The organism is Psychrobacter sp. NC44 (assembly GCF_904846655.1).
In the GTDB taxonomy this organism is placed as follows: Bacteria; Pseudomonadota; Gammaproteobacteria; order Pseudomonadales; family Moraxellaceae; genus Psychrobacter.
This window is the reverse complement of the sequence record NZ_CAJHBN010000008.1, coordinates 55,475-81,164: the sequence shown is the minus strand read 5'-3', so window position 1 is coordinate 81,164 and position 25,690 is coordinate 55,475. Positions and strand designations below refer to the sequence as shown.

The 25,690-nt window shown below is 42.1% G+C and carries 24 protein-coding genes and 1 tRNA gene; 21 read left to right on the top strand and 4 right to left on the bottom strand.

Annotated elements, in window-relative coordinates; genetic code table 11:
• Window positions 1–8: 8 nt before the first annotated feature.
• Window positions 9–1,007: an adenosine deaminase gene (locus JMX95_RS07895; protein WP_201560463.1), complete on the top strand. Its 999-nt coding sequence runs from the start codon at window positions 9–11 to the stop codon at window positions 1,005–1,007.
• 128 nt (window positions 1,008–1,135) lie between these two features.
• Here the strand turns inward: JMX95_RS07895 and JMX95_RS07890 are convergent, their stop codons facing one another.
• Window positions 1,136–1,936, bottom strand: coding sequence for an NAD-dependent deacylase (locus JMX95_RS07890; RefSeq protein ID WP_201560462.1), 801 nt, complete (start codon window positions 1,934–1,936; stop codon window positions 1,136–1,138).
• Between the two features lie 35 nt (window positions 1,937–1,971).
• Between JMX95_RS07890 and JMX95_RS07885 the strand changes: the two genes are divergently transcribed.
• Window positions 1,972–2,340 carry a hypothetical protein gene (locus JMX95_RS07885; RefSeq protein WP_045454568.1) on the top strand — a complete coding sequence of 123 codons (369 nt, stop codon included), beginning with the start codon at window positions 1,972–1,974 and terminating at the stop codon, window positions 2,338–2,340.
• Window positions 2,341–2,500: 160 nt separating this feature from the next.
• On the opposite strand, the gene JMX95_RS07880 is transcribed toward JMX95_RS07885, so the two are convergent.
• Window positions 2,501–2,577, bottom strand: a tRNA-Arg gene (locus JMX95_RS07880).
• 358 nt (window positions 2,578–2,935) lie between these two features.
• Here JMX95_RS07880 and JMX95_RS07875 point away from each other — a divergent pair.
• The 8 genes from JMX95_RS07875 to JMX95_RS07840 all read left to right on the top strand — a co-directional run bounded on the left by JMX95_RS07875 (window position 2,936) and on the right by JMX95_RS07840 (window position 9,662).
• Window positions 2,936–3,568, top strand: a complete 633-nt coding sequence (locus JMX95_RS07875; protein WP_201560461.1) for a c-type cytochrome — start codon at window positions 2,936–2,938, stop codon at window positions 3,566–3,568.
• A 232-nt stretch (window positions 3,569–3,800) separates the two neighbouring features.
• A complete protein-coding gene (locus JMX95_RS07870) occupies window positions 3,801–4,763 on the top strand; it encodes an ABC transporter ATP-binding protein (protein ID WP_045454531.1) in 963 nt (320 codons plus the stop codon).
• A gap of 29 nt (window positions 4,764–4,792) precedes the next feature.
• A complete protein-coding gene (locus JMX95_RS07865) occupies window positions 4,793–5,566 on the top strand; it encodes an ABC transporter permease (RefSeq protein ID WP_045446727.1) in 774 nt (257 codons plus the stop codon).
• Between the two features lie 63 nt (window positions 5,567–5,629).
• Window positions 5,630–6,481, top strand: coding sequence for a hypothetical protein (locus JMX95_RS07860; protein WP_201560460.1), 852 nt, complete (start codon window positions 5,630–5,632; stop codon window positions 6,479–6,481).
• Window positions 6,482–7,351, top strand: a complete 870-nt coding sequence (locus JMX95_RS07855) for a hypothetical protein (protein WP_201560459.1) — start codon at window positions 6,482–6,484, stop codon at window positions 7,349–7,351.
• A 27-nt stretch (window positions 7,352–7,378) separates the two neighbouring features.
• Window positions 7,379–8,206, top strand: coding sequence for a hypothetical protein (locus JMX95_RS07850; protein ID WP_201560458.1), 828 nt, complete (start codon window positions 7,379–7,381; stop codon window positions 8,204–8,206).
• A 63-nt stretch (window positions 8,207–8,269) separates the two neighbouring features.
• Window positions 8,270–9,154, top strand: coding sequence for an NADPH-dependent 7-cyano-7-deazaguanine reductase QueF (queF, locus tag JMX95_RS07845; protein ID WP_201560457.1), 885 nt, complete (start codon window positions 8,270–8,272; stop codon window positions 9,152–9,154).
• A 106-nt stretch (window positions 9,155–9,260) separates the two neighbouring features.
• Complete coding sequence (locus tag JMX95_RS07840) at window positions 9,261–9,662, top strand: lysozyme inhibitor LprI family protein (RefSeq protein WP_201560456.1); 402 nt, start codon at window positions 9,261–9,263, stop codon at window positions 9,660–9,662.
• Window positions 9,663–9,749: 87 nt separating this feature from the next.
• Here the strand turns inward: JMX95_RS07840 and JMX95_RS07835 are convergent, their stop codons facing one another.
• Complete coding sequence (locus tag JMX95_RS07835; protein ID WP_201560455.1) at window positions 9,750–11,468, bottom strand: proline--tRNA ligase; 1,719 nt, start codon at window positions 11,466–11,468, stop codon at window positions 9,750–9,752.
• Window positions 11,469–12,036: 568 nt separating this feature from the next.
• On the opposite strand from JMX95_RS07835, the gene JMX95_RS07830 reads away from it, so the two are divergent.
• Window positions 12,037–12,774, top strand: coding sequence for a DUF4230 domain-containing protein (locus JMX95_RS07830; RefSeq protein ID WP_201560454.1), 738 nt, complete (start codon window positions 12,037–12,039; stop codon window positions 12,772–12,774).
• A 142-nt stretch (window positions 12,775–12,916) separates the two neighbouring features.
• Window positions 12,917–13,078, top strand: a complete 162-nt coding sequence (locus JMX95_RS07825) for a hypothetical protein (RefSeq protein ID WP_201560453.1) — start codon at window positions 12,917–12,919, stop codon at window positions 13,076–13,078.
• Between the two features lie 81 nt (window positions 13,079–13,159).
• Here the strand turns inward: JMX95_RS07825 and JMX95_RS07820 are convergent, their stop codons facing one another.
• Complete coding sequence (locus tag JMX95_RS07820; RefSeq protein WP_201560452.1) at window positions 13,160–14,851, bottom strand: cryptochrome/photolyase family protein; 1,692 nt, start codon at window positions 14,849–14,851, stop codon at window positions 13,160–13,162.
• Between the two features lie 190 nt (window positions 14,852–15,041).
• Here JMX95_RS07820 and JMX95_RS07815 point away from each other — a divergent pair, with 190 nt between their 5' ends.
• From JMX95_RS07815 to JMX95_RS07775, 9 genes are all read left to right on the top strand, one after another.
• Window positions 15,042–15,725: a phosphoribosylanthranilate isomerase gene (locus JMX95_RS07815; RefSeq protein WP_201553257.1), complete on the top strand. Its 684-nt coding sequence runs from the start codon at window positions 15,042–15,044 to the stop codon at window positions 15,723–15,725.
• A 137-nt stretch (window positions 15,726–15,862) separates the two neighbouring features.
• A complete protein-coding gene (gene trpB, locus JMX95_RS07810) occupies window positions 15,863–17,137 on the top strand; it encodes a tryptophan synthase subunit beta (RefSeq protein ID WP_227676003.1) in 1,275 nt (424 codons plus the stop codon).
• Between the two features lie 84 nt (window positions 17,138–17,221).
• Window positions 17,222–17,932, top strand: coding sequence for a hypothetical protein (locus JMX95_RS07805; protein WP_201553260.1), 711 nt, complete (start codon window positions 17,222–17,224; stop codon window positions 17,930–17,932).
• Between the two features lie 67 nt (window positions 17,933–17,999).
• The gene (gene trpA, locus JMX95_RS07800) at window positions 18,000–18,824 is read left to right on the top strand and encodes a tryptophan synthase subunit alpha (protein ID WP_055125257.1); all 825 of its coding nucleotides are present in this window, start codon (window positions 18,000–18,002) and stop codon (window positions 18,822–18,824) included.
• Window positions 18,825–19,093: 269 nt separating this feature from the next.
• Window positions 19,094–20,056, top strand: coding sequence for an acetyl-CoA carboxylase, carboxyltransferase subunit beta (accD, locus tag JMX95_RS07795; protein WP_201555016.1), 963 nt, complete (start codon window positions 19,094–19,096; stop codon window positions 20,054–20,056).
• Between the two features lie 234 nt (window positions 20,057–20,290).
• Entirely contained in the window at window positions 20,291–21,694 is a 1,404-nt protein-coding gene (folC, locus tag JMX95_RS07790) for a bifunctional tetrahydrofolate synthase/dihydrofolate synthase (RefSeq protein WP_201553267.1), read from the top strand.
• A gap of 258 nt (window positions 21,695–21,952) precedes the next feature.
• Complete coding sequence (locus tag JMX95_RS07785) at window positions 21,953–23,149, top strand: SPOR and LysM peptidoglycan-binding domain-containing protein (protein ID WP_201553269.1); 1,197 nt, start codon at window positions 21,953–21,955, stop codon at window positions 23,147–23,149.
• Between the two features lie 298 nt (window positions 23,150–23,447).
• A complete protein-coding gene (locus JMX95_RS07780) occupies window positions 23,448–23,978 on the top strand; it encodes a DUF2726 domain-containing protein (protein ID WP_201553272.1) in 531 nt (176 codons plus the stop codon).
• A gap of 243 nt (window positions 23,979–24,221) precedes the next feature.
• Window positions 24,222–25,679 (top strand): hypothetical protein, encoded by a 1,458-nt coding sequence (locus JMX95_RS07775; protein ID WP_201560451.1) that lies wholly within the window; start codon window positions 24,222–24,224, stop codon window positions 25,677–25,679.
• The last annotated feature ends 11 nt before the right edge of the window (window positions 25,680–25,690 follow it).

Sequence of the window (25,690 nt, the reverse complement as noted above, 5' to 3'; positions counted from 1 at the left end):
GGAACCCTATGATTGATTTAATAAAGAAATTACCAAAAGCTGAGCTGCATTTACATATTGAAGGTTCACTAGAACCTGAGCTGATGTTTAGATTGGCCAAAAAGAACCAGATAGAGATTCCCTATAAAAACATAGAAGATGTGCGCAACGCCTACAACTTCACCAACTTGCAAACCTTTTTAGATATCTACTATGCAGGCGCAAATGTCCTGATCACTAAAGACGATTTTTATGATTTAACGTGGGAATATATACTTAAGTGTGTTGAAGATAATGTCATTCACACAGAGATATTTTTTGACCCGCAGACGCATACTGAACGAGGCATACCTTTTGAAGTAGTGATAACAGGTATCAAAGAAGCGCTTGCAGATGCCAAAGAAAAATATGGTATCACCTCTTGTATTATCATGTGTTTCCTAAGGCATTTATCACAAGAAGAAGCGTTTGAGACCTTAGAGCAAGCACTGGCATTCAAAGATGACATCATTGGTGTCGGTCTTGATTCGTCAGAGCTGGGCAATCCACCATCGAAATTCAAAAATGTCTTCAAAAAAGCTAAAGAAGCAGGTTTTAAGCTGGTCGCCCATGCTGGTGAAGAAGCAGATTTTTCGTACATTTACGAAGCACTGGACTTATTAAATATCAATAGAATCGATCATGGTGTGCAATCGATAACAAGCCCAGAGTTGATGCAAAGACTGAAAGATGAGCAAATGCCGCTGACCGTTTGCCCGAACTCAAATATTGAGCTGAAAGTCTTTGATAATTACAAAGAACACAATATCAAAGAGCTGCTAGATTATGGTCTAAATATCACCATAAACTCAGATGACCCAGCCTATTTCAAAGGTTATATGAATCAGAACTTTATAAATATATGCGAAAATTTACCGCTGACAGAAGATGATGTTGTTACTTTGGTAAAGAATTCCTTTAATGCCTCATTTATTAGTGATGAATTAAAAGCAGTATATTTGGCGAAAGTTGATCTGGCACTAAAATAAACCAATTATGATTAGGTTTTAGTACCCGAGGCTTAACGGTTGATATCAATCGTTAAGCCTTTTCTTTTTTACACGGTATGCTTTTTAGGTTCAACTGACTTAGGTTTAAGCGACTTAAGTTCAAGCGGCTAGAGCGCAGTGATTTTCTGGATTAATAACGGCATAATCACACCAGCTTTTTCTGCTAAGGTGATATCCACAATAGTATTCGGCGTTGGATTGGGATTTATCTCAATAATTTTGGCACCATTTTGCTTCGCTAACTGTGCGAGTCCAGCGGCAGGATAGACGAGACTGGAGGTGCCAATACTGATAAATACCTCGCAGTTCGCCGCCGCATCTTCTGCCGTTTGCCATGCTTGTACTGGTAATGCTTCGCCAAACCAAACGATATCTGGTCTGATATAGCCATCGCAATGGCGACAGGTCATCAGTTTGTCATCAAAATTGATTGTATCCTCGCTATGATACGAACCCCTCGATTGACTTTGGCAGAATGTCTTGCATTGACTACAGCGGTTATGCCACAGATTGCCATGCAAATGAGTTACCGTACTGCCAGCTTGCTCATGTAAATCATCAACATTTTGAGTGATAAGCGTTAATGATTGATTAGACGACTGAGTATGGTATTGCCACTGCGCTAAGGCAAAATGTGCAGGATTCGGTTTTTTATCTGCGACCAATTGCCTGCGCCATTGATACCATGACCACACCAGTTTTGGATCACGAGTGAAAGCCTCAGGTGTCGCCAAGTCTTCCACACCATAGTTTTCCCACAAGCCTGTTTGCTTATCTCGGAAAGTTGGAATGCCACTTTCGGCTGAAATCCCTGCACCCGTTAAGATGCAAATATGCTGTTTGGATGTCAATAATTTAGCAGCAAGTTCTACTTCTGCTATTAACGCTGGTGATAATTCTGCTAACATGAGCCAACCCTTGCTAATAATGGATATCTCTTCTAATGATAGATGGAATTTGGTGGCTTGTCATATTGTTTGCCGTTATTGCCGCTTTATGGTTGTTGGCAAAGTCACGCGGCGTAAAAGTGGGTGAGACAATTCATAATAAATCGTCTAAAAGCGTGAAAAAACCTATTAATGACGACCTGCAAAAAACATCCGTACTGATTAAGCAGTATTTTCCTGATTATCGAGTCACACGCAAGACCAATCATTTGTTGCTCAGTAAACAAGATAAAAAAATTGCAATGATTACGATGGATAAGAAAATTGCTTCAGGTCAGCGCCTGTTAGGTAACGTGCCCGTGATTAATTATCATCGTGTGCCTAACCGTGCCCAGCTAGCAGCTAATTTGCAGCAAGCAGAATAAGCGAGTGTTATAAGCAAAATGCCTATTATATGAGAGCTATCTATCAATAGACGAGCACGCACGGCGAAATCCGCAAATATTTTGAGTACGGAGTTAATGGGTATTTGAGATTTAGGGTAATACTAGGGAAGGATGACACAAATATTGTAGATACAATGATTGGTGCGCTCGGCGGGAATCGAACCCACGACCCTCGGCTTCGGAGACCGATACTCTATCCAACTGAGCTACGAGCGCATAACAACAACGGCGTACGGTATTATCAGCATCATGCCTAAACGAGCGTTATGAGCAGTAAAGATGTCGAAAAATAAAGACCGCTTAGTCTAACAAATAAAATCCATAAAGCCAATGAATGAAGACAGTGATTGATGTTTTTTAAGAAAAAACAGGATAGTCATTAAACAGGCATGGCAATCTACCTGCCTTTTCCCTTATAATGACAGGGAGAATTCATATTTATAATCACCGATTACAAGTGTGCTGGTACGCGGGATGGCTGTTTGCTATTGATAACTATTTGGTTGTCAAAGGAGGACAAGCAGAATGTCTGAGCCGTATAAGCCTTTGTATATGTAATAAGAGAACGTGACGAATGAGAAAAGTAGTTATGTTATCGGCAGCTGCCATTCTAGGAATCGCTAGTATCGCGGTGAGCCAAGCTGAAAGTGTTGTAGACACTCCTGTAACTGTTTCTGATGTAGCAGCAGCGCAGGAAGTGGTAGCAAATGCGCCTGAGCAGTTGGGTGATGATACCCAAGCTGCTGCAGATACGACTGACGGCGATGCACCTGCCGCAGAAACTGCCGCTGCCGCACCTGCGGTTGATGAAGAGCCTATTCCGCAAGATACGCCGCAAGTGCAAAAGCTGATTGCTTTGTATCCTAACTTAATTGCTCGCATTCAGCCAGTTGCTAAAGTGTGCTTTGAAGACGATGAAGTTTGTGATGTGACGGCACGTGCCGCTGGCCCAGCAGCGGGTGACGGCCCTCGTGATGGCAAAGCAGTATATAATGCCGTATGTCAGACTTGTCATGCGGCAGGTCTACTTGGCTCGCCAATCTTAGGTGACGCTGGTGCATGGGGACCACGTATCTCCAAGGGTAAAGAAACATTATACACTCATGCTATCAATGGTTTTAACGCCATGCCTGCTAAAGGTGGTGCTGATATCCCTGATGAGGAAGTTCAAAACGCTGTTGATTATATGGTTGGTGAAGCAAGCTAATTGTATTGAATATCTGGCTAAGCTTTTTACCCTATATATCAGTGGAGCGCCTATTTCATTAAATGAGATAGGCGCTTTTTTAATGATGAGTATTATCAATACGGTACTTCTAAGGCATTACAGTTGAAATTCATCGACACTAGCCTCACTTTATGACACTACACAGTATCTTCTGTCTGTTTATATTCTAAAAACATTTTTACATAAATTTATAACCAATAAAGAGGTTTTCATGTCTGAGGTACCAGCACTTGCTATCCAGAATTTATCCAAAACCTATAGCAATGGGTTTTCGGCACTCAAAGATGTCAGTTTAACCGTCCCGCAAGGAGGTTTTTTTGCGTTGCTGGGGCCAAATGGTGCTGGTAAATCAACCATGATCGGTATTATTAGCTCGCTTTTTAAACCAACAGCTGGCAGCGTAAAGATATTTGGCACAGATTTACTAGAGAATCCGTCAGTCGCTAAACAGTATCTTGGTATCGTCCCACAAGAGTTTAATTTTAATATGTTCGAAAAAGTCGAAGATATTTTGATTACACAGGCTGGGTACTTTGGTATTCCTGCCAAAGAAGCACGCCCACGGGCAAAACGATTATTAATGGCGCTAGGTCTGTGGGACAAGCGCAATAGCAAATCACGTGAGCTATCAGGTGGTATGAAGCGCCGGTTGATGATTGCAAGGGCGCTGATTCATAAACCAAAATTATTGATTTTGGATGAGCCAACCGCTGGGGTAGATATCGAGTTACGCCGCTCTATGTGGGAGTTTATGCAGCAGATTAATATCGAAGAAAACACCACGATTATTCTGACGACTCATTATCTTGAAGAAGCGGAGCAGCTGTGCAAACGCATTGCGATTTTGGATCATGGTGAGATTCGTATTAATACTGAGATGAAGGACTTGCTAGCGCAGCTATCGGTTGAGACTTTTGTTTTTGATTTGGAGACACCGCTTACGCGTCAATTGGTTTTGGCAGGAGTGACAGATACATCGCAGCCTGATGATCAGACGCTTGAAGTCACACTGACTGAAGGCGAATCGTTGAATGGTGTTTTTGACCAGTTATCTGAGCAAGGTATCACGGTAGCCAGTATGCGTAATAAAGCCAATCGACTAGAAGAGCTATTTATGCGTTTAGTAGACAAAAATATCCAAAGTGCAGACAGCATGAAGGAGGCAGGATTGTGAGTCAAGAAATGATAGATCCTAATAAAACCATGTCATGGAATAAAAAGTGGATTGCTTTTCGCACCATTTTGTTAAAAGAGGTTCGCCGAATTCTGCGTATTTGGCCACAGACCTTGCTGCCACCAGTGATTACGATGAGTCTCTATTTTGTCATCTTCGGTAAGATGATCGGCTCGCGTGTCGGTGAAATGGGCGGCGTGCCATACATGCAGTTTATCGTGCCCGGTCTCATTATGATGTCGATTATTACCAACAGTTACTCCAATGTGGTATCGAGCTTCTTTAGTGCTAAGTTCACCTCCAGTATCGAGGAGTTATTGGTTTCGCCAGTTTCCAAACATGCGATTTTAATGGGTTATATCAGTGGTGGTATCTTTCGTGGACTGGCCATTGGTATCATCGTTTCGATAGTCGCACTATTTTTTACCGATCTTGGCATTGAGCATTTATTTGTGACGGTATTTACGGTACTGGGTACGTCTATCTTATTTTCACTTGGTGGCTTTATCAACGCCGTGTTTGCTCGCTCATTTGATGATATTTCTATCATTCCAAGTTTTGTGCTTACGCCATTGACATATCTTGGTGGTGTGTTCTACTCGATGGAAAACTTGTCACCATTTTGGCAAAATATTTCGCTATTAAATCCTATCGTTTATATGGTGAACTCATTCCGTTACGGTATTCTTGGTTATTCTGATGTGAATGTCTGGTATTCGATGGCGGCTATTTTTGTCTTCTGTGCGGTATTCTATACCATCGCCTATCGTTTACTCAGTAATGGCTCACGTGTGCGCTTGTAGATTAGTTTGTAAAATGTAGCTTGTCACCTTATTATAAGAGTCCAACATTGTTGGGCTTTTTTTATGCAAAAAATTTCAATAAGGCATAAGCTTTTGATAATAGCGGTATTAAGTGGCTTTTCCAATGCTGCTATTGCGGCATCGTTTGCTAATATGGATGATTATGATTGGGTTGTCATGGAGACGCCTGTAGATCCTGCAACGTATAAGTATGATTGCCATAACGACTACAAATATGAAACTTATGATGCGCTACAAAACTGTCTTTATAACTTGAGGGAAGATGCGGATAATGCGCTTAGTAAGCAATGGGGTATCAGCGATAAAGTCGTTAGAGAGAGAAATGCGATTTATATCAAAGTTGCTAATCGGAAAAACCCACTAGTATTTGTTGATTACTCCAGTCCTTATGAGGAGGATTTTAATCCTTATTATTCGCTACAAGACTACGATAAATCACGGAAATTACTGACAATACATCAAAGATTTTATGAAGGAGAGAGCTTGACGGTAGTTAATTTGGTTACTGGGTTTTGGCAAGATTTTAGTCTCAGAAAGCTAAGTATCTCTCCTGATATGAGATATATAGTCGGTTTTGAAAGTGAAATGGGGGCGACGGAACACGTCAATATTTTGGAGCGACAAGATAGCGGTTACTATGAAGGCTACTATAAAAAAGTCTATAGCAGTAGTGACGATTCAAAAAACTACGACAATCATAAAAAGTTTTATCAAGCAGATAAAGCACAGCAGGTTTATGATAGCGAAATCTTTACTTGGGTAAATGATGATAAGTTTTATGCAGATTCTTTTTATAAGTTGAATGAAGCGGATTCAGCGGCTTTTAGAGTACGATATACCTTTATTAAAAATGCCTCAACGGATAAGTGGCAACTGTATGAAGGTAGTAGGTAAATGATCGCTATCTCTCATTGTATAAAGACGGTGTTGACTGTCGCAGGACTATTTATATTGGCCACAATAGCATCCTTAGATGCACAGGCAGCGCCTTTAGCTTTAGAGCCATCGACAAAGGAAGAGGTATGGATAAAAGTCGCTGCGCCTGTAGCGATAGACTGGTATGAAGACAGCTGTCGATACGATCATACTGAATATCAAACATTTACAGATTATGAAAACTGTATTTTTGAATCGTTAGCCCAAGCTGATAATGCACAAAGCCGAGAGTGGGGCTTGAGTGACAGAGTCGTTCGAGAAAAGGACACCATTTATATCAGTATACCGAATCAAAAGCAGCCATTAGTATTTAAAGATTATCTTGTACCGTTTGAAGAGGAACATAGCGCTCACTATGAATTGCAGTACTACGATAAAGTGCATCATTTATTACAGTTACTACATACGATGTATGAGACTCAAGCGACTGTCATTGTCGATTTAAACACAGGGCGCTGGCAAGAGCTGTATGCGACCAATCTTAAGTTTTCTAGCGACATGAATCAAGTGGTAGGGTTTAATGGTAGGCAAGGTGTGACCAGAGATATAATAATATGGGAGCGTCAAAAAGCTGACAATGACGGACGCTATGCAACGATATTTGCTAGTAATGAATTATATGAACAAGATTATGATAATGACAAAAAACATGAGGTGTACGAAGCGCGAGATATCAGTTGGACAAGCGATAATAAAGTTAACGTTGATTTTTATTACAGAGTCAATCCCACTGACACGGTAGCATTTCGCGTGCGCTATATTTATGCGGCTAATAATAAAGAGGGTGAATGGCAGAGAGTTTTACCTGATGCTAATATCAACGATTAAAAAACAATAAAAAGGTCTAGCTCTCATATGCAAATAACTCTATCAGTCGCCACCTCAATTCGCATCTGTATGGCGAGTGCATTGCTACTGATGCTATCGGTGCCTGCGCAAGCAGACCTGCCCAAAGCGGCGATGGATGACTATGTTTGGGAGGTACTAGACAAGCCCGTTTATCCTAACTGGGGTGAGAATTGCAGTAGTGAAGATGAGCGGATTTATCAAGATTGCTTAGATAAAAGCTTGATGATTTATAATCAAAGACTCATCAAGAAATGGGGTTTATCAGAATACATTTCTCGCAAGCTAAACAAGACTATCATAAAGGTACCAAATCATGACCTTATCATATTGATGGACGATTTTGCAGAAGGGGAAAAAGAGCTTAGATATGTTTATCTTTTAGACCATTATGATGCAGATAACAACTGGCTTTATTTATCTGGGCAAATATATGAGACTAACAATACAGTATTGATTGATTTAGATTCAGGCTTCAAGCAAGAGTTTGAAGGATCTCATTTGACGTTTTCACCAGATATGACTTATGCAGCTACGGTTAAAGTTGAGTTTCCAGGAGAAGAAAATGTCATGATCTGGAAAAAAGATAAGAGCGATGCTTACCAGTATGACGAAAAAAATAACAGGGATTACGATAAATTCCGACAACATTTAAAATTTTATAATGGTAGCGAAGATAAGGTTCGCAAGGTAGAGGTTGAATGGATTACCAATGAGAGCTTATTGGTAGATTTCTATTTCAAAATGAACGATAGCGATACTGCTGCTTACCGAGTACGCTTTAACTATGTAAAGACAGATTCTGCATCAGACTGGCAAATGATTCCCATAAAATAGCCCATTGCTGTAAAATGACTGGTTTTTATTTCATTATATTTAAGCATGACAGGTAAGTAACTTATGAGTATTCACGGTATCTTGGGTGAGCAAACCACCGACTATCCAACCGAGTATAGTCCAGAAACCTTGTATCCAATTGCCCGTAGTATGGGGCGTGATGCAATTGGCTGGCAAGACGATAAGTTGATGGTTGGCATCGATTGGTGGCAGGCATTTGAGATGTCTTGGTTGAATCCGCAAGGACTCTCGCAAGTGGCTATCGCGCGTTTTGGTATTCCAGCCAGCTCGCCATTTATCGTTGAGTCAAAGTCACTTAAGCTCTATCTAAATAGTATCAACTTTACTGAATTCGCTAGTTGGAATGATGTGCAAGCGCTGATTGCTAAAGACTTATCAGCCTGTGTACAAGCAGACGTGCAAGTTGAGTTGTTTAGCTTAAATGACGACCTGCATAATAAGACAACAGGGCTATTGATTGCTCAGCCTGAGGGTGTTTGCATTGATGACGCGCTTGCTAACAGTAGCGAAAAAGTCGCATTGTGCGAGCATCCTGACGCGTCATTGCTAAGTAGTGATAAAGATTTAAACAGTAGCTCTATTTTAGAGAATACTGGCACTGAGCCTTATATTTTCTATTCTAATTTACTACGCAGTAATTGTCCGGTGACCAATCAACCAGATTGGGGGACGTTAGCAGTTTCGATTACCAGTAATAAAACAGTCGATGAGGCTGGAATGCTGCGTTATATCTTAAGTTTTCGTCAGCATAATGGTTTTCATGAGCAATGTGTGGAGCAAATATTTGCTGATTTGAGTCAATACTATGAGCCAAGTGAGCTGATGGTTCGCGCTTGGTATACACGCCGAGGCGGTATCGATATCAACCCTTGCCGTGTGAGTGATATAACCTTGCTACCTAAACCAAGTCGTTTGATTCGGCAGTAAATGAATGTTCACTACCATGTTTAATAATGAAGATTTTTAGCTTTCATAGATGAGCGTTCTTTCTTATACTCAATAAACCTTATTTTATTAATATTGAGATGCAGCTATGAAGTTAAAAACCGGATTTTTAACCGCTCTAGGGACTACTATTTTGTCTCTTTCTACCTTGCAGTTAGCACAGGCTGCATTTGTGGAAAATCAATATAACTGTGAAGACGCTTATATGGAAGTGGCTTATGATTGTGGTAACGATGCGATTGTAGTCGAAAAAAATCGCCTTAATAAAATCTATATGGGCGCTTATCGTACTTTGAATACGACACAACAACAGCAGTTGGATAAAGAACAGCGTATATGGGTAAAGGATCGTAATGATAAGTGTGACTTTGAATACGAAGGTCCAATGAATAATTCTGTGGTGTACGCTCAGATTAGCGCTAATGTTTGCACCGCTAATGAGACACAGAAACGCAGTAAGGTCATTGCTAAAAGATATAATATTAAGTAGTTTTTTTTAGCTATATTACACGCGAAAAAGCGCCTATCTCATTTAATGAGACAGGCGCTTTTTATGGCACAGTTTTAACGAGTAAAACTATTTGCCGCTTACTTTTGCAATGACGTCTTCACGGCTCAGCATTTGCTTTTCTGCTTCACGGCGATTGACGTATTCGTACTGGCCTTCAGCCAAGTTACGGTCTGAAACCACGATACGATGAGGAATACCAATCAATTCAAGATCAGCAAACTTGACACCTGGACGCTCGTTACGATCATCAAGAAGCACATTGATGCCTTGTGCTTTTAACTCTTCATAGAGTGCCGTCGCTGTCTGCATGACGGTCTCTTCTTTTGACTTCATCGGTATGATAGCGACCTCAAAAGGAGCGATTGAATCATTAACCGTTGGCGTTTGTGGCCACATGATACCGTTTTCATCGTTGTTTTGTTCGATAGCAGCGGCAATGATACGGCTCACACCAATACCGTAGCAGCCCATCATTAGGGTCACAGGCTTACCATCTTCACCAGATACGGTAGCATTTAACGCTTGCGAGTACTTATCACCCAACTGGAAGATATGACCGACCTCGATACCACGTTTGATTTTTAGGCTGCCTTTACCATCAGGTGAAGGGTCGCCTTCTTGTACATTGCGTACATCAACGACACGAGTAATGCTCGCATCACGCGCCCAGTTCATACCAGTGGTGTGTTTATTGACTTCATTGGCACCGCACACAAAGTCTGACAAAGTTGCTGCCGAACGATCAACGAAGACAGGCATATCCAAATTAACGCCAATATAGCCTTTGTGCAGACCAGCAGCTTTCAGTTCTTCATCAGAAGCCATTGTCAGCGGCACATTGGCCTCTTCGATTTTCTCGGCTTTGATCGTATTTAGCTGATGATCACCGCGTAATACGATAGCAATAAGCTGTGGCTCATCATTTTCGGTATGACCATGGACGATTAACGTTTTGACCGTCGTTTCTAATGGTAAGCCTAAATGTTCAGCAACCATTTTACAGCTGGTCATATTTTCCGTCAGGATGTCTTCACGCACCATCTTCGGTGGCTGACGCTCAGCGGTGCTCACTGATTCGGCAAGCTCAACGTTGGCCGCATAATCAGAAGAATCAGAGAAGGCAATATCATCTTCGCCGCTGTCTGCCAATACATGAAATTCGTGTGAAGCAAAACCACCAATAGAACCAGTATCTGCTTGCACGGCACGGAAATCTAAACCCAAACGGGTAAAGATGCGCGTATAAGCGTCATACATGTCATGGTAAGTTTTTGCCAACGATGCTTGGTCAACGTGGAACGAGTAGGCGTCTTTCATGGTAAATTCGCGTGCGCGCATCACCCCAAAACGTGGACGAATCTCATCACGGAATTTATTCTGAATTTGGAAAAAGGTGATTGGTAATTGTTTATAACTACGTAGCTCGCCTTGCGCCAGATTGGTGATGACTTCTTCATGCGTCGGACCAAGCACAAAGTCGCGATCATGACGGTCTTTGAAGCGCAACAGCTCAGGACCATAATCGTTAAAGCGTCCGGTCGTTTGCCAAAGCTCGGCAGGCTGGGTCATCGGCATGAGCACTTCTTGTGCACCAACTTCTTGCATCTCTTCACGAACAATACGTTCGACTTTTTGCAAGATGCGTAGCCCCATGGGCAACCAAATATATAACCCAGAAGCAATCTTTCGAATAAGACCGGCACGCACCATCAATTGACTTGAGGCGATATCGGCATCACTTGGGGTTTCTTTTAGAGTGGCAAATAAAAATTGACTGGCTTTCATAAATAAAGCGTAACCTTATCAACGATAAAATAAATAAGAAATAGTAGGATATTGAGCGTGTGCTTTGATAGCCGACGCAAGCTTACCTTTGTATCACTTGGTAATAGTCTAGGACATGCCTAGCTAAAAAGTACTGCGACAAACAGTACATGAATAGAAAGTGCGTTCATAAAACGCCTTACAAAAAGGCTGGAACTTTTCATTTTGTATTAAAACGTTGATGTTGGCAGCGTCATACTTTACGCATAAAGACCAGAAAAATAGATGTACGCCAACATTTTGCTTATACAATCTGACTATGTTAGGTAAAGTTAGCCTAAGACGCAATGACTTTTTGTTTTTTCAGACAGAACGTGACTTAAACGTGACTTAAACGAGCAAATGAGGTACTACAACTCGATTATTTACCAGTTTTTAGGGTATTTATAGTAAATGGTAGCGCTAGTCATTATGTAGCGTATTGGTAGTTATTACTTGAAGTTGCTGCTCAAAAGTAGCATTTATCATTTAGACAGTTATTTGTTATAAGTTTAATAAAAATAAATGATAAAACTCTGAGGGTGTTTATATGAATAATCCTGACAATCGATCTCCTGTTAATAATGATGCGACTAACTCACAAGCGAAAAAACCCATTGCGATGATGTCGTGGATGATATTGCTCATCGGTTTAGCCGCTATCGTTTTTGCTATTTATAGTGTGCAGAATATAACCAAGGAAGAGCCGATAGAAACCATTACTCGTGAAGGCGTGGTCACACAAATCCAAAAATTGAATCGTTTGGAAACGGTGGCGTTCAGTGTCGATACCGTCATTACCAGTCAACGTCCTGGCAGTTGGATGAAGCTGTGGCAAGACGAACAAAAGGGTTTGTTTATCGCGCGCGGACGAGTGGAGGCGGGGATTGATTTAGGTGCACTTACCCCTGAGATGGTACAAGTGGTGCAGCCTGAAATTAACGTCGATGAGGTACAAGAAGCGGGTGCTAATACGCCAGTCTCAGTGATGCCGCAAATCAATATTACCATCCCACCATCAGAGATATTTTCGGTTTATCTAGACGATATCGAGATTTATGATTGGCAGACTGGTGCTTTTGGCATGATGCAAGTGGATCCAAAAATCTTAAAACAAGCCCAAAGTATGGCGAAAGCCGAAGTCCTTGAACGCGCTTGCCGAGGTGATGTCATGACTATGGCACTAGAAAATGCTCAAACCCAATTGCAACAGCTGTTTTCTTTAACTGGCGCAGTAGTGACAGTGACTACGCAAGGTGCAGGCGCGTGCCAGATGCCAGTAAAATAATACATAGATAATCATACGTTAGCTTATTCATTAGAAACACTTAAAGTAACGCCATTTATATTATATAGTAGAGCTTATCTATTATTCATAATAAACTTATGAATTTCGTTGGTAATATAACCCTATATAAAAGGTGGCGTATATGACAACTTCTAATAATAAACCGTCTTCTAAGCCTGAACGTCAGCTTGATAAACGCTCTAAAGCGAAAGAATCGCTTTCTTTTGCGACATGGGTGCTGTTAATTATAAGCTTCACTCTACTAGCCTATGCCCTATACATTATCCAAACCCGTATCTTGTAAACTATAGCTGAGCTAGTAAGCAGGCAATTAATATGGCTAAGGTGATGAATGTGACTAAAGCACATTAAGTGAGACGCATCGCTATTTTTTAAATTCAGCAATGGCTAATAGACGCGCTACTTTATGGTCGACCATAGGTTTTGGATAGTTGATTTTGACTAGCTGCCCACTTCTACTAAGTAGCTTGCGCATTTTATCTTCGCTATGCAAGATAGTAGCAGGGATTTCTTTCAACTCAGGCAGCCAAGTTTTAATGAATATCCCATCAGTATCATGAGTTTTAGCTTGGCTAAATGGGTTCATAATACGGAAGTAGGGCGCTGAGTCCGTCCCAGTTGAGGCACTCCATTGCCAGCCGCCATTATTAGAGGCAAAATCCCCATCTATCAGCTGCTGCATAAAGTAGCGCTCGCCTAAGCGCCAATCAATCAATAAATCCTTAGTCAAAAACATCGCCGTGACCATCCGCAAGCGATTGTGCATAAAGCCCGTTGCATTCAGGCAGCGCATTGCCGCATCGACTAACGGTACGCCAGTTTTACCTTTGCACCACGCCGCAAAATCATCTTGATTATATGACCAGTTAATTTTGACATCAGTCTCATGTTTATACGCTTGATGGCGAATCAGCTCGGGCTTATAGTCTAAAACATGGCGATAAAAGTCACGCCAAGCTAGCTCACTTATCCAGCGGTTAATGTCATTATTATCAGTGTTGTCAAAGCTATCCCCGCTATCTAAGGTGTCTCCGTCATTCCCATGTAATTCTCCCAGTGCTTTGCTTAATTGTAGGGTAGCTTGTAAGTAGCAAAGTCTGGGGCTGATTGCGCCAATAGTCAGGTAGGCAGATAGCTGACTGGTGGCATTTAAACTGGGTACATCACGGCTCACATCGTAGTTATCAATATCCTCAGCGATGAAGTCCTCTAAACGCTGGCAAGCCGCCGCTTCGCCAGCAGGGTAGGCTGCCCGAGCGTGCTCAAGCTGTACGTCTATATCCATGGGCTCTAATAAACCAGCATTTTGCAGTGCCTTTTGATAATTTTCGACTACTTCTTTACTTACTCTTTCTATATCTTCGATAGTAGCACTGGCTTTCGAGACTTCTAGTTTGGCTTTAGTGTTGCCATTTATGGCGGATGCCTCATGCATTTGTATGGTACTGATATCCAAGGTTTGTCGCCATTTTTTATAAAACGGGGTAAACACTTGATACATGCTTTCGTCATTGGTGGTGATACTTTGCGGTGGCAAGATACATTGGTCATGCCAGCGGATAAATTCTATATCGTTGTTTGCAAGCTGTTTGGTTAATTGCTCATCACGCTTAATCTCATTGCCTTCGTACTCGTGATTGCCCATAACAGTACTGATCTGGTTCGCGCTACAGATATCTAGCATCGCCTCAATACAGTCAGAAAAGCTTGAGCTGACTTGTACTGTTAAGTGGATATTTAATTGCATTTGCAGGGATTTGGCTAAGATAGGCAAGGTGCGAGCGATATGGTCAAGTTGAACCAATGACATATCATGCGTGTGCCACTGCTCAGGAGTCATAAAAAAGATAGCACTGACCTGAGCGTTTTCTGCATTTGCGCGCTCACAAAGTGCAGCTAGAGCGGTGTTATCATGTACTCGCAGGTCACGGCGAAACCACATTAAATAATGCGCTGGGTTTACGCTAATGGCATCGTCGCTATTGTTGACGTTGCTTGTTTCGGTGCTATCTGTGCTATCGGTGTTATGAGACGTTTCCGCCGCCGTTTTAGACATTCAAGTATCCCTATATTAATCAATCGCAATCATAAACAAAACTATGAATAAAAGTATGCTAGGATAAGTTTTTGGTTGCAATTGATTTGCCGCTTAAGTAACAAATTATCACCATTTACTATGATTAACAGCTAATTATAATTTATAATCAATCCTTGTCTATTGTTAAGGTAATATTTAAGGTTGCATCATGCACGTTAAGTTTTGCGGTTTTACCCAGCCTAATGATATTAAAATTGCCGCCCAGTTGGGTGTTGATGCGGTTGGCTTGGTGTTTTATCCACCAAGCCCGCGTGCGGTAACAATTGAACAAGCGCAATCGTTAAGTGCTTCTTTGCCAGCTTTTATAAGTATAGTGGCTTTAGTGGTGAATATGCCGCGCGCAGAGCTGATAGAATTAGCGAATCAGGTCTCTTTTGATATTATTCAATTCCATGGTGATGAAACACCGGAGCAATGTGCGCAGCTGGCCAGTGCGGTCAATAAACGCTGGATAAAAGCGCTGCGTATCAATGCTGACCAACACACCGCTGCTAGCGTGAGCGCCGAGATTAATGAGTTTGCCGCCGCTGGCGCGAACAGCATCTTATTGGATGCTTACCATCCCCATAAATATGGCGGCACAGGGGCACGTTTTGATTGGAGTCTGCTACCGAAAGACAGCTCGCTACCTATTATTTTAGCGGGCGGACTGGATGCCGATAATGTCGCTGCCACTTTAGATTTGCCTATCTATGCGGTCGATGTCAGCGGTGGTATTGAGATTGATAAAGGTAAAAAAGACCCTGCTAAAATGCGTGCCTTTATGAAAGCGGTCAAACGCGACCGATGGCAAAACGCGACGCTTAGCGAACCTTCGGATGTAAATGGCTAGCTTTATAGTTTCAAACTTCATAATTTCAAAATTTACAGTTTTAAACTGCCAAAGCTAATGACGTAAAAAATTTCCCCTATAGTTACTTTAAAAAAACACCAATCCTAAAAATACCACTTATTACAGTAGGAATTACCATGAGTCATGTCGCTAATAAAGAGTTATCTACCACCGCACAAGCTATCAATACTTTTACCAATCCAGAAAGTGTGCAAGATTTTAACCAGTATCCAGATTCCCGTGGACATTTTGGTGTCCACGGTGGACGCTTTGTCTCCGAAACCTTGATGGCAGCCCTTGAGGATCTAGAAGCGCTGTATACCAAAGTTAAAGCCGATCCAGCGTTTTGGGAAGAGTATCATAATGATTTAGTCAATTATGTCGGTCGCCCAACGCCTTTGTATCACGCCAAGCGTTTGAGTGATGAGATTGGCGGCGCGCAAATTTACTTTAAACGCGAAGATTTAAACCATACTGGCGCGCATAAAGTGAATAACACCATTGGGCAAGCACTACTGGCCAAAATGAGTGGTAAAAAACGCATCATCGCAGAGACTGGAGCAGGGCAACATGGCGTTGCGACGGCGACGATAGCTGCGCGTTTGGGCTTAGAGTGTATCGTTTATATGGGTGCTGACGATGTCGAGCGCCAAAAGATGAACGTTTATCGTATGCGCTTACTTGGTACGACAGTTGTGCCAGTGACGTCTGGCTCACGTACGCTGAAAGACGCGATGAACGAAGCGATGCGTGACTGGGTGACTAACGTAGACACGACTTATTATATTATCGGTACAGTTGCCGGTCCGCATCCTTATCCGTTATTGGTACGCGATTTCCAAGCGATTATTGGTAAAGAAGCGCGTGTTCAGCATTTACAAATGACGGGTAAATTACCAGATGCGCTCGTGGCTTGTGTGGGTGGTGGTTCGAACGCCATCGGTCTATTCTTTGACTTTTTAAACGACACGGAAGTTAAAATGTATGGCGTTGAAGCGACAGGAGATGGTATTGAAACGGGTCGTCATTCAGCGCCACTAGCTGCTGGTCGTATCGGTGTACTGCATGGTAACCGTACCTATTTGATGGCCGATGATGAAGGTCAAATTCAAGAAACGCATTCTATTTCAGCAGGTCTTGATTATCCTGGCGTTGGTCCTGAGCACAGCTTCTTAAAAGACATGAAACGTGTTGAGTATGTCGGCTGTACCGATAAAGAATCACTAGAAGGTTTCCATGAAGTGACGCGTAAAGAAGGTATCATCCCTGCGCTTGAATCTGCTCATGCCGTTGCTTATGCCCTAAAGCTAGCTAAAACTATGACCCCTGATCAAACCATCATTGTAAATATGTCAGGTCGTGGCGATAAAGATTTGCATTCAGTGATGAAGGCGGAAGGGATTGAGCTTTAAATTACTACAATTTTAGAGTTCCTATCATTCGAATCTACTTTAGATCTATTATTAACTTGAGAGTTATCTAATATTGAGGGTACGGTGAGTCATAATTTATTTGAGCTAAATAGTTTTCCAGATAAGCTAACACTTAGCCTGCCCTTGAACATTAATTCGCTACTGCCTAAAAAAGAACTAAAGTTTTTTCAAAGTGAAAAGTTTGTTGATAGTATGCAACTAGCTTTGCTCTCGGTAGTGATCGGCTTTCTTTTATATCTAGCAGAAAGGTTTTTAGGTAGTAATGATCTATTAAAGGTTAAATCCATTTTTGTTATATGTAGTATGTTCATGTTATGGTACATATTTTCTCATTACTTAGCATTTTGTAAAGAAAAAGGCCAAAACCTACCTAGTAAACATATGGCAAAAAATATTGATTGGCATTTAGAACCTATCCTGTCTATTACTTCTGATGAACTAAGAATCCTCTCAAATAGTCGTTGTAAAGAGAGAGTGATATGTTTTGATAATATAGATGAAATTGTTTATAACATTGAAAAAGATGATAGTGGTATTTCAATACTCTACAAGCCTAATGGCAGTGAAAGATTCGAGGAAAATATTATTCCTGACTCACTTGATGGAAATGGGTTATCAGAATTTGTACTATTAAAGTCAACGCTTGGAAGTTATGTTTTAAACGATAATTCAGACAATCATTATCAGATTCATAGAATGCAAGTAGCTTTATTATTAACTCATATACTCTATAACCGTACCGAACAGCTAGATATCGACTGGCAAGGTCATTAGTAGAGGGAATATGTGCCTTATACGATTCAATGACAATAAATTAATTTTAAAATTATAAGAGACCAATATGACCCGAATTGAAAGCACCTTTGAAACCTTAAAAGCACAAAACAAAAAAGCCTTGATTCCTTATGTCATGGCAGGTGATCCTAATCCAAGTAACTTCGTTGGCTTGCTACATGACTTGGTTAAGCACGGTGCTGATATGATTGAAGTAGGCTTGCCGTTCTCCGACCCGATGGCAGATGGCCCAGTCGTCGCTTTAGCAGGTGAGCGTGCATTAGCCGCAGGTACGAGTACACGTGATGCGCTAAAAATGGTGGCAGAGTTCCGTCAGCAAGACACGCAGACGCCGATTATCCTCATGGGTTACCTCAATCCTGTTGAAATCATCGGCTATGATAACTTTGTCGCGCTATGTGAGCAGTCAGGTGTCGATGGTATTTTGATGGTTGATTTACCACCAAGCGAGGCGGGCAGTTTTACCCAGCATTTGACTGACCATGCGATGAATGAAATTTTCTTATTGTCACCAACCACTTTACCTGAGCGCCGTGAGCAAGTATTGACCCATTGCGGTGGTTATATTTATTATGTGTCATTAAAAGGCGTGACGGGTTCGGCAACGCTTGATACTGATGATGTTGCGACTCAAGTGCAAGCGATTAAAGCAGCGACTGATTTGCCAGTATGTGTGGGTTTTGGTATTCGTGATGCAACGTCTGCTAAAGCGATTGGAGCGCATGCGGATGGTATTATTGTCGGTAGTGCCTTGGTGCAGAATTTTGCTGATATAGATGCCAATGATAGCACTGCGGTTGCCGCCGCTCAGCAAAAAATCATGGCAAAAATGGATGAGCTACGTGGTGCACTTGATAGTTTGAGAGCCTGAGTTAAATAAAGTTAAATTATCGTCACTTAAATCGTCATGGCAATATGAATAACAATGTTTATAAAGACAGGGTTAAATGACTTTGCTAAAGTTAGTTTACGTGTGTAAACTAACATCACATATAAATTGTTACAGTTTCACGTAAGCGTGCCTTATAACTGCGCTTTATAACTGCGAAAGTTATGAGAATATGTGACGATTAAACTGATCCTTATAAATCGATTCTTAGGGACAAGCGCATGAGCCAGCTTGTCGATAAGCCTTTGATAATGGCGAATAATATGAATGATACGATAACAAAACCTGATATGATGACTCTGAACCATACTGAAAAAAGCAACGCTGAGCCGAACGGTAATACTGCTGGGCAATCGTGGTTTAATCGCCCGATACCGGGTATTAAGCAGCAACTGACGGCAGCTTTGACAGCAGTAGAGACGGAACCGTCAACCAAGTGCAATAATTGTCATTCGATGATTACCAACACGGCGCTGATTTTTAATTGCTATGTTTGCCCGCATTGCGATCATCATTTGCCGATGAGTGCCCGCGAGCGCTTAAACTGGTTGCTCGATCAAGTAGAAGGTGAGCTAGGACAGCAGTTCACTGCCAAAGATCCATTGAGCTTTGTGGATAGTAAGCCGTATCCGCAGCGCATGACGGAAGCACAGGACAAAACCGGCGAGTCTGAGGCGCTGATTGTGATGTACGGTAAATTGCGCAATCTTGATGTGGTGACTTGTGCCTTTGATTTCCGCTTTATGGGCGGTTCTATGGGGTCAGTGGTTGGCGATCGTTTTGTCCAAGCAGCTGAGAAAGCACTGGCAGACAAAGTGCCTTTAGTTTGCTTTGCTGCCTCTGGCGGTGCACGTATGCAAGAAGGCTTGCTGTCTTTGATGCAAATGGCTCGTACTGCCGCAGCGATTGAGCGCTTAAGAATTGCTGGCGTGCCGTATATCGTGATCTTGACCAATCCTGTTTATGGCGGTGTGACTGCGTCGCTCGCTATGTTAGGTGATATTCATTTAGCAGAACCAAAAGCCATGATCGGCTTTGCAGGCAAGCGCGTGATTGAGCAAACGGTTCGTGAGACGCTAGAAGAGCCGTTCCAGCGTGCCGAGTTCTTGTTAGAGCACGGTGTGGTCGATGAAGTGGTGCATCGTCATCAAATGATTGATACCATTTATCGTCTGCTGGCAAAGTTAAGCCGCATGCCTAATGTTGATGCCTAACTTGCTCATCGGCTTGACTAATGGATAACTGAGTTTAATATTCCGCATGACTTATGCTTAGTAGCATGCTAAATTTTGCTGACTAAGTAAGATCAATCAATAGCATTTATCGTCAACAGCGGTAAATGCTATTTTTGCTTTTTGGGCAGGTAGTTATATACTGTCTCTACTTTCTTAATGAATGCTTTCTCATTGACCATTTTTTATTCAAATATTTCAATATAGGCTGTGTCCATGTCCGACTCTCTACTTTTTAACCCTAACACTCCCAACAAGCATTCTAGCTTGACCGAATGGCTCGATTATATGCAGCAGATTCATGTATCGGCAATAGATATGGGGTTGTCGCGAGTTCTGCCAGTTGCCGAGGCGTTAGGCGTGGTACAGTCAGCCAAAGATGATGCTTATGTATTCACGGTGGCAGGCACCAATGGTAAAGGCTCAACGACGGCTGTCATCGCGCAGATGTGCCAAGCAGCAGGTTATAAAACGGCTCTGTATCAATCACCGCATCTAAGTGTATTTAATGAGCGCGTGCGTATTAATGGCGAGATGGTCAGTGACGAGACATTAATTGATGCCTTTAGCAAGGTAGAAGCAGCGCGATTAGCGTGTGAGCTGACCTTGTCATTTTTTGAGATGACCACACTTGCCGCATTATTAATATTTGCCGAAGCGGACTGCGATGTTTGGGTGTTAGAAGTAGGGCTGGGTGGGCGCTTAGATGTGGTCAATATCATTGATCCTGATATGGCAGTGATTACCAATATCGCTATCGATCATGTCGATTGGCTGGGTGACAATGTCGAAGATATTGGCCGTGAGAAAGCAGGTATCTTACGTGATGGTATTAGCGTGGTTTATGGTGCTACCGCGATGCCAGTCAGTGTGCAGCAAGCGATTGATAAGCATCAAGCAACTTGTTATCAAGTTGGGCAAGACTTTGATTATCGTGAAGTGGATGCAAGCGCTTGGCAATATAGCAATGCTGCTGTCACCATGCAATTACCGCGCCCAGCTCTATCATTGACCAATACTGCCACTGCGTTATCAGCAGTGCTCGCAAGTTCGTTAAATGTCGATAGCACTGCTATCGAGCAGGCGCTGCAAACGGTTAGGCTCGCTGGTCGCTTTGATTATCGTGAGACCCACAATCGCCATTGGCTGTTTGATGTCGCGCATAACGAGCAAGGCGTTGAGTTTTTATTGGCGCAACTATTACCGCTTTGGCAACAGCATTTAGCCAATCAAAATAGCTCTGAGGCTCTCAATCACAGCAGTAATCCAAATAGTAGCCGAAAAAATCAAACTACAGGAAAACCTGCCAGCATTAAAATGCTGTTTTCTATGTTGGGTGATAAAGATATCAATAAAGTCGTGCAGCATTTGACGATAGCGGGCTTACCGATTAGCGATTGGTTTGTCGCTGAGATTGATTATCCACGTGCTGCGAGCACTGAGCACTTGCAAGGTATCCTATCAAGCTATGTCGACAATGCTCAAATACACGAATTTAAACGTTTATCAGAAGCGACCGATGCAGCTATCAATGCCAGTCAGCCGCAAGACCTTATCGTAGTATGTGGCTCCTTTCATACGATCGGCGAGGCACTGGCCGCACTGGCGGTTGATAATTAACATTAAAATGGTGCTTATTTAATGTTAATCTTAGCAGTAGCATGATGGCAGACAGTATGAAAAATATGCTTTATAATCAAAGTGATTTGGCAAGTTGCTCTATAATGGCATTAAACGCTTGGCATAACATTTAAAAACGGATGGACGCAACTGGTGGCAATGACACCTCTCAAGGCTATTAAAACTATCTAAACACAGTTTTGAGACGGCAGTTGCGCCGCTCAATCAACCTTATTACCAACTAAGAGACGTAAACGGATGAACTTTTCGAGACAAGCCTTATTGGGCATTGGGATGATTATCGGCGGTAGCGTAATGCTATACGCCATGGTGCAACAGATTGGTGATAGTAATGAACCACAACCAGCGTCAGCAATAGTAGATAAGCCAAGCCCTGAGCAAGAGTCTCCTCAGCCGCTGACGACGGATATCGAGACTGAAAAACGTATCTTGGCAGAAAAACAAAAAGAGCGCGCTGCTCGTGTTGCTGAACAAGAAAAACGTGCCCAGCAGTTCTTAACTGAACAAGAAGCCGCTGAGGCGGAAGCATTGGCAAAAGCCCGTGCAGAAAGTCAGCAGTACATGGCCAGTAGTGCAGCAGCTGCTGAAGAGAGTGATAAATCCAAATCCGATGCGGAAAAAGATGCCACTACAATGCCAATAAAAAAGACTAGCGCTGCTGCGTCAGCTGAAAGTGAGACAAACACTGGCAACCAGCAAAAAGCTGCCCAAGCGCAACAAGAAGCTCAAAGGCAAGCGGCGATTAAAGAGCAGGCTGCCGCAAAGAAACTAGCAGACAGTAAAAAAGAAGCGGAAGCAAAAAGACAAGCGGATGCTAAGAAACAAGCGCAAGCTGCGGCTGAGAAAAAACAAGCGGCAGCAGCAGCGGCTAAAAATGAGCCACCAAAATCGCCTTCTGATTATCAAGTCAAAAGAGGAGATGGGCTGATTAAACTGGCACGGCAGTACAATATGCCAGTAGAAGTATTGGCACAAGCGAACGATCTGTCACCGTCGACATCGCTGCAACTGGGTCAAAACATCACCATTCCATCACGTAAGCAAGTGGAGCGATTAGCACGTGAAGCGGCAGCGGCTGAGCAGGCACGTGAAGACAAGCGTCAGAAAGAAGAGGCTTTAGCCAAAAAATCAGCGGATGCTAAGCGTGAAGCACAGCAGAAACTCAGTGAAGCCCGTAAAGAAGTCAAAGAAACCGACGCCAAAGGCAGCTTTGGGGTGCAAGTAGCATTGGCAAACGATCAAGCCAAAGCAGATGAGCTGGCAAAGAAATTTAAATCTGCAGGCTACCAAGTTAAGACCAGCCCTACCAGCCGCGGGGTTCGCGTCATCGTCGGTCCTGAGCGAGGCAAAGTGGCAGCGTTAGCGTTAAAAGATAAAATTAATAGCGATCCCAAGGTCAATACGACCAGTGCTTGGGTTTTATACTGGCGCTAAAATAGCATTAAAATCACGATAATCGGATGACTGTTATTGCTAAATAAACAGCAGAGTCTTTGTTAGATTTTATTGTTTTATCTGAGTTTTATTCAAACACGACATTTATTGTCGTGTTTTTTGTTTTAGTGTTTGCTGATTGGCGTAAGCTTAGCTACGATGTGCGCCGATTGCCCCTGATTTTTTCTGTATAACGGGTCAGCCTATAAGGGCTGCCCTGTCGCAGTTGAGTATGTATGTCACTTTATGGAAGTCGTCATACATATTTGGCTGCCTTAATCATGTATAAGGTAAAACCATGTCATTTGGTGTTATATTTTTAATATTGGCCGTTGGGTTTTTAGGGCTGATTACCGTACCAAAGCTGTTGAAAAGCCCTCCAGTTGTTGAGCCTGATCCAAAGCCAGTACGCGGTGATGAGTTGGCTATTTGGCCGTTTGCGCCGATGCCGATTATGACGGATACGGAAGTCATTTTCTTTAATAAGCTAAAAAGTGCGTTGCCGGAGTATCATATTTTCGTTCAAGTTCAACTGTCACGCATTATCGAAGGCAATAGCAGTGAGGCGTCCGAGCGTAGCTTTTGGTTCAATCGTATCTGTCGTCAAAGCGTCGATTATGTGATTGTGGATATTGATGCGCAGACCACGCTGGTTGCTATCGAGCTTGATGATTGGACACACACGAGTAAAGCGCGTCAAAAGGCGGATGACAAAAAAGACAAAGCCCTTGCTAGTGCCGGTATTGCTATTGTGCGCTTTCACGCTGAGCGCATGCCAAGCGCAGATATGCTCAGGTACGAGCTGATGCAAGTGATTGAAAATTATTGATAAAGTATCTTTAGCAGGCAGTCAAGATTAGTCGCAACAACGGCATTTATTTTTTTGTGTAACATTGCTGTTATATCCGTTTACTTTATAGATAAGTTACTTAAATAAGAGTATTATTATTTTAAAGCAAACTTAAGTTTTCTAAATTAAGAGGCGCTTTTGTGAATTAAGGCATTATTTGCTTAATTAGATAAAGATTTTGGTGCTTCTAGTTTTTAAAATTACTTTATAAAGGACTGTGTTATGAAATTTTTTAAATTGAGCGCATTAGCGTTAGCCAGCACGTTAGCGTTAGCAGGCTGTGGTGATGACAATAATAATAGCTCTTCCGGTAATGGTACTAATACGCCTGATGTGCCAGTTAAGCCGCCTGTCGATAATAGTTTGTCTGAGATCGAGCAAGCGAAAGAGATGATTCGTACCGCCAAGTTATTTGTCAGTGACAATAAAGCGGTTACAGATGCTTACGAAGATGTAAGTGATATCCTTACAGAAAAGCAAGATACGCGACTTGGTTATACCTTCGATATCCCAAGTGATCTAAAATACTATATGGAAGAGAATGATGTGTCACAGCTCACGGCAGCTGATATCTTAGCATTAGCCAATGATGCAAAATTTGAGGTCGCATTAGGCAATATCACTTTAACGCCCGAAAATGGTTTTGTCGCAACGCTAAGTACTGACGGTAAGTTTACCTTGAATGGTACAACCAAAGTAGATGTTGAAGAATACGATTATTTGTATAACCCACAAACAGGTTTGTACGGATCTGTTGTCGTCAATCAAGACAGTTTTAAGGTAGCATTTGATGGCTTTGAAGATGCGTTAAGCTCAAACACCAGTACAGATAACTTTAACGGCAGCTTGGGTTTCAAGAGTATTAAAATTGGCACTGGCACTGATATCGTTGCCCTCAGCTCAAATACTAAAGGCGCAACAGTCAGTGGTCAATTCAGTGATAAAGTCGTGGTCAATGATGAGTTTGATATCAATGATGCAAATAGAGAAGGCATCACACTAGAAAAGGCGGTCATCAAATTAAGCAGCCTGAAGTTGACGGCTAATGATAGCGTGATTGAAGCAAAAGATTTTGAATTTGCCGCACTGGATGTCAGCAGAAAGCTAGCAGATAACAGTCTGGTGGTTAGAACTATCCCTTATAAGTTTGCTATAACGGGCAAGATGACCAAGCAAAAACCGATGACTGATGTAGAGATTACACTGAACGCGACTGCCAATGACGCTGATATAAAGAAATTTATCATAATCGATGAAGTCGGTGATATCGAAGAAGCCGCCAATAAATACGTAGGTATGGAAATAGTATTGGCGATTAAGGGCAAGGTAACGAAAGAGAGCACAACGACGATTCCACTTGATTTCCAAGCCAATCTTAAACGTACTGCTCGTAATGTTATTGAGCTACAAGGTCTGACTGCTAGCGTAGAGGGTAAGAAGCTATTTGTAACAGGTAAGTCAAGCTTAGATAATAACTATGATGTGGTTAGCACCCAGTTTACCGTTGAGCAAAATAAAGCATCGATCAAGTTAAATGTCGATGCCAATGGTGATTTTATCAAAGATAAAATGGGTAAGCTTGGCGATATCATGGTTAACGGTAAAGACTACGGTGATTTGATGGATAATGATGGCAAAGTTACTGCCAAATTTACTGATGACAGTTTAATTATTCTATAATCAAATCATGT

Coding starts and splice junctions, on each gene's coding strand:
- JMX95_RS07895 (WP_201560463.1), top strand. CDS start 9: ATGATTGATTTAATAAAGAAATTACCAAAAGCTGAGCTGCATTTACAT.
- JMX95_RS07890 (WP_201560462.1), bottom strand. CDS start 1,936: ATGTTAGCAGAATTATCACCAGCGTTAATAGCAGAAGTAGAACTTGCT.
- JMX95_RS07885 (WP_045454568.1), top strand. CDS start 1,972: ATGATAGATGGAATTTGGTGGCTTGTCATATTGTTTGCCGTTATTGCC.
- JMX95_RS07875 (WP_201560461.1), top strand. CDS start 2,936: ATGAGAAAAGTAGTTATGTTATCGGCAGCTGCCATTCTAGGAATCGCT.
- JMX95_RS07870 (WP_045454531.1), top strand. CDS start 3,801: ATGTCTGAGGTACCAGCACTTGCTATCCAGAATTTATCCAAAACCTAT.
- JMX95_RS07865 (WP_045446727.1), top strand. CDS start 4,793: ATGTCATGGAATAAAAAGTGGATTGCTTTTCGCACCATTTTGTTAAAA.
- JMX95_RS07860 (WP_201560460.1), top strand. CDS start 5,630: ATGCAAAAAATTTCAATAAGGCATAAGCTTTTGATAATAGCGGTATTA.
- JMX95_RS07855 (WP_201560459.1), top strand. CDS start 6,482: ATGATCGCTATCTCTCATTGTATAAAGACGGTGTTGACTGTCGCAGGA.
- JMX95_RS07850 (WP_201560458.1), top strand. CDS start 7,379: ATGCAAATAACTCTATCAGTCGCCACCTCAATTCGCATCTGTATGGCG.
- queF (WP_201560457.1), top strand. CDS start 8,270: ATGAGTATTCACGGTATCTTGGGTGAGCAAACCACCGACTATCCAACC.
- JMX95_RS07840 (WP_201560456.1), top strand. CDS start 9,261: ATGAAGTTAAAAACCGGATTTTTAACCGCTCTAGGGACTACTATTTTG.
- JMX95_RS07835 (WP_201560455.1), bottom strand. CDS start 11,468: ATGAAAGCCAGTCAATTTTTATTTGCCACTCTAAAAGAAACCCCAAGT.
- JMX95_RS07830 (WP_201560454.1), top strand. CDS start 12,037: ATGAATAATCCTGACAATCGATCTCCTGTTAATAATGATGCGACTAAC.
- JMX95_RS07825 (WP_201560453.1), top strand. CDS start 12,917: ATGACAACTTCTAATAATAAACCGTCTTCTAAGCCTGAACGTCAGCTT.
- JMX95_RS07820 (WP_201560452.1), bottom strand. CDS start 14,851: ATGTCTAAAACGGCGGCGGAAACGTCTCATAACACCGATAGCACAGAT.
- JMX95_RS07815 (WP_201553257.1), top strand. CDS start 15,042: ATGCACGTTAAGTTTTGCGGTTTTACCCAGCCTAATGATATTAAAATT.
- trpB (WP_227676003.1), top strand. CDS start 15,863: ATGAGTCATGTCGCTAATAAAGAGTTATCTACCACCGCACAAGCTATC.
- trpA (WP_055125257.1), top strand. CDS start 18,000: ATGACCCGAATTGAAAGCACCTTTGAAACCTTAAAAGCACAAAACAAA.
- accD (WP_201555016.1), top strand. CDS start 19,094: ATGGCGAATAATATGAATGATACGATAACAAAACCTGATATGATGACT.
- folC (WP_201553267.1), top strand. CDS start 20,291: ATGTCCGACTCTCTACTTTTTAACCCTAACACTCCCAACAAGCATTCT.
- JMX95_RS07785 (WP_201553269.1), top strand. CDS start 21,953: ATGAACTTTTCGAGACAAGCCTTATTGGGCATTGGGATGATTATCGGC.
- JMX95_RS07780 (WP_201553272.1), top strand. CDS start 23,448: ATGTCATTTGGTGTTATATTTTTAATATTGGCCGTTGGGTTTTTAGGG.
- JMX95_RS07775 (WP_201560451.1), top strand. CDS start 24,222: ATGAAATTTTTTAAATTGAGCGCATTAGCGTTAGCCAGCACGTTAGCG.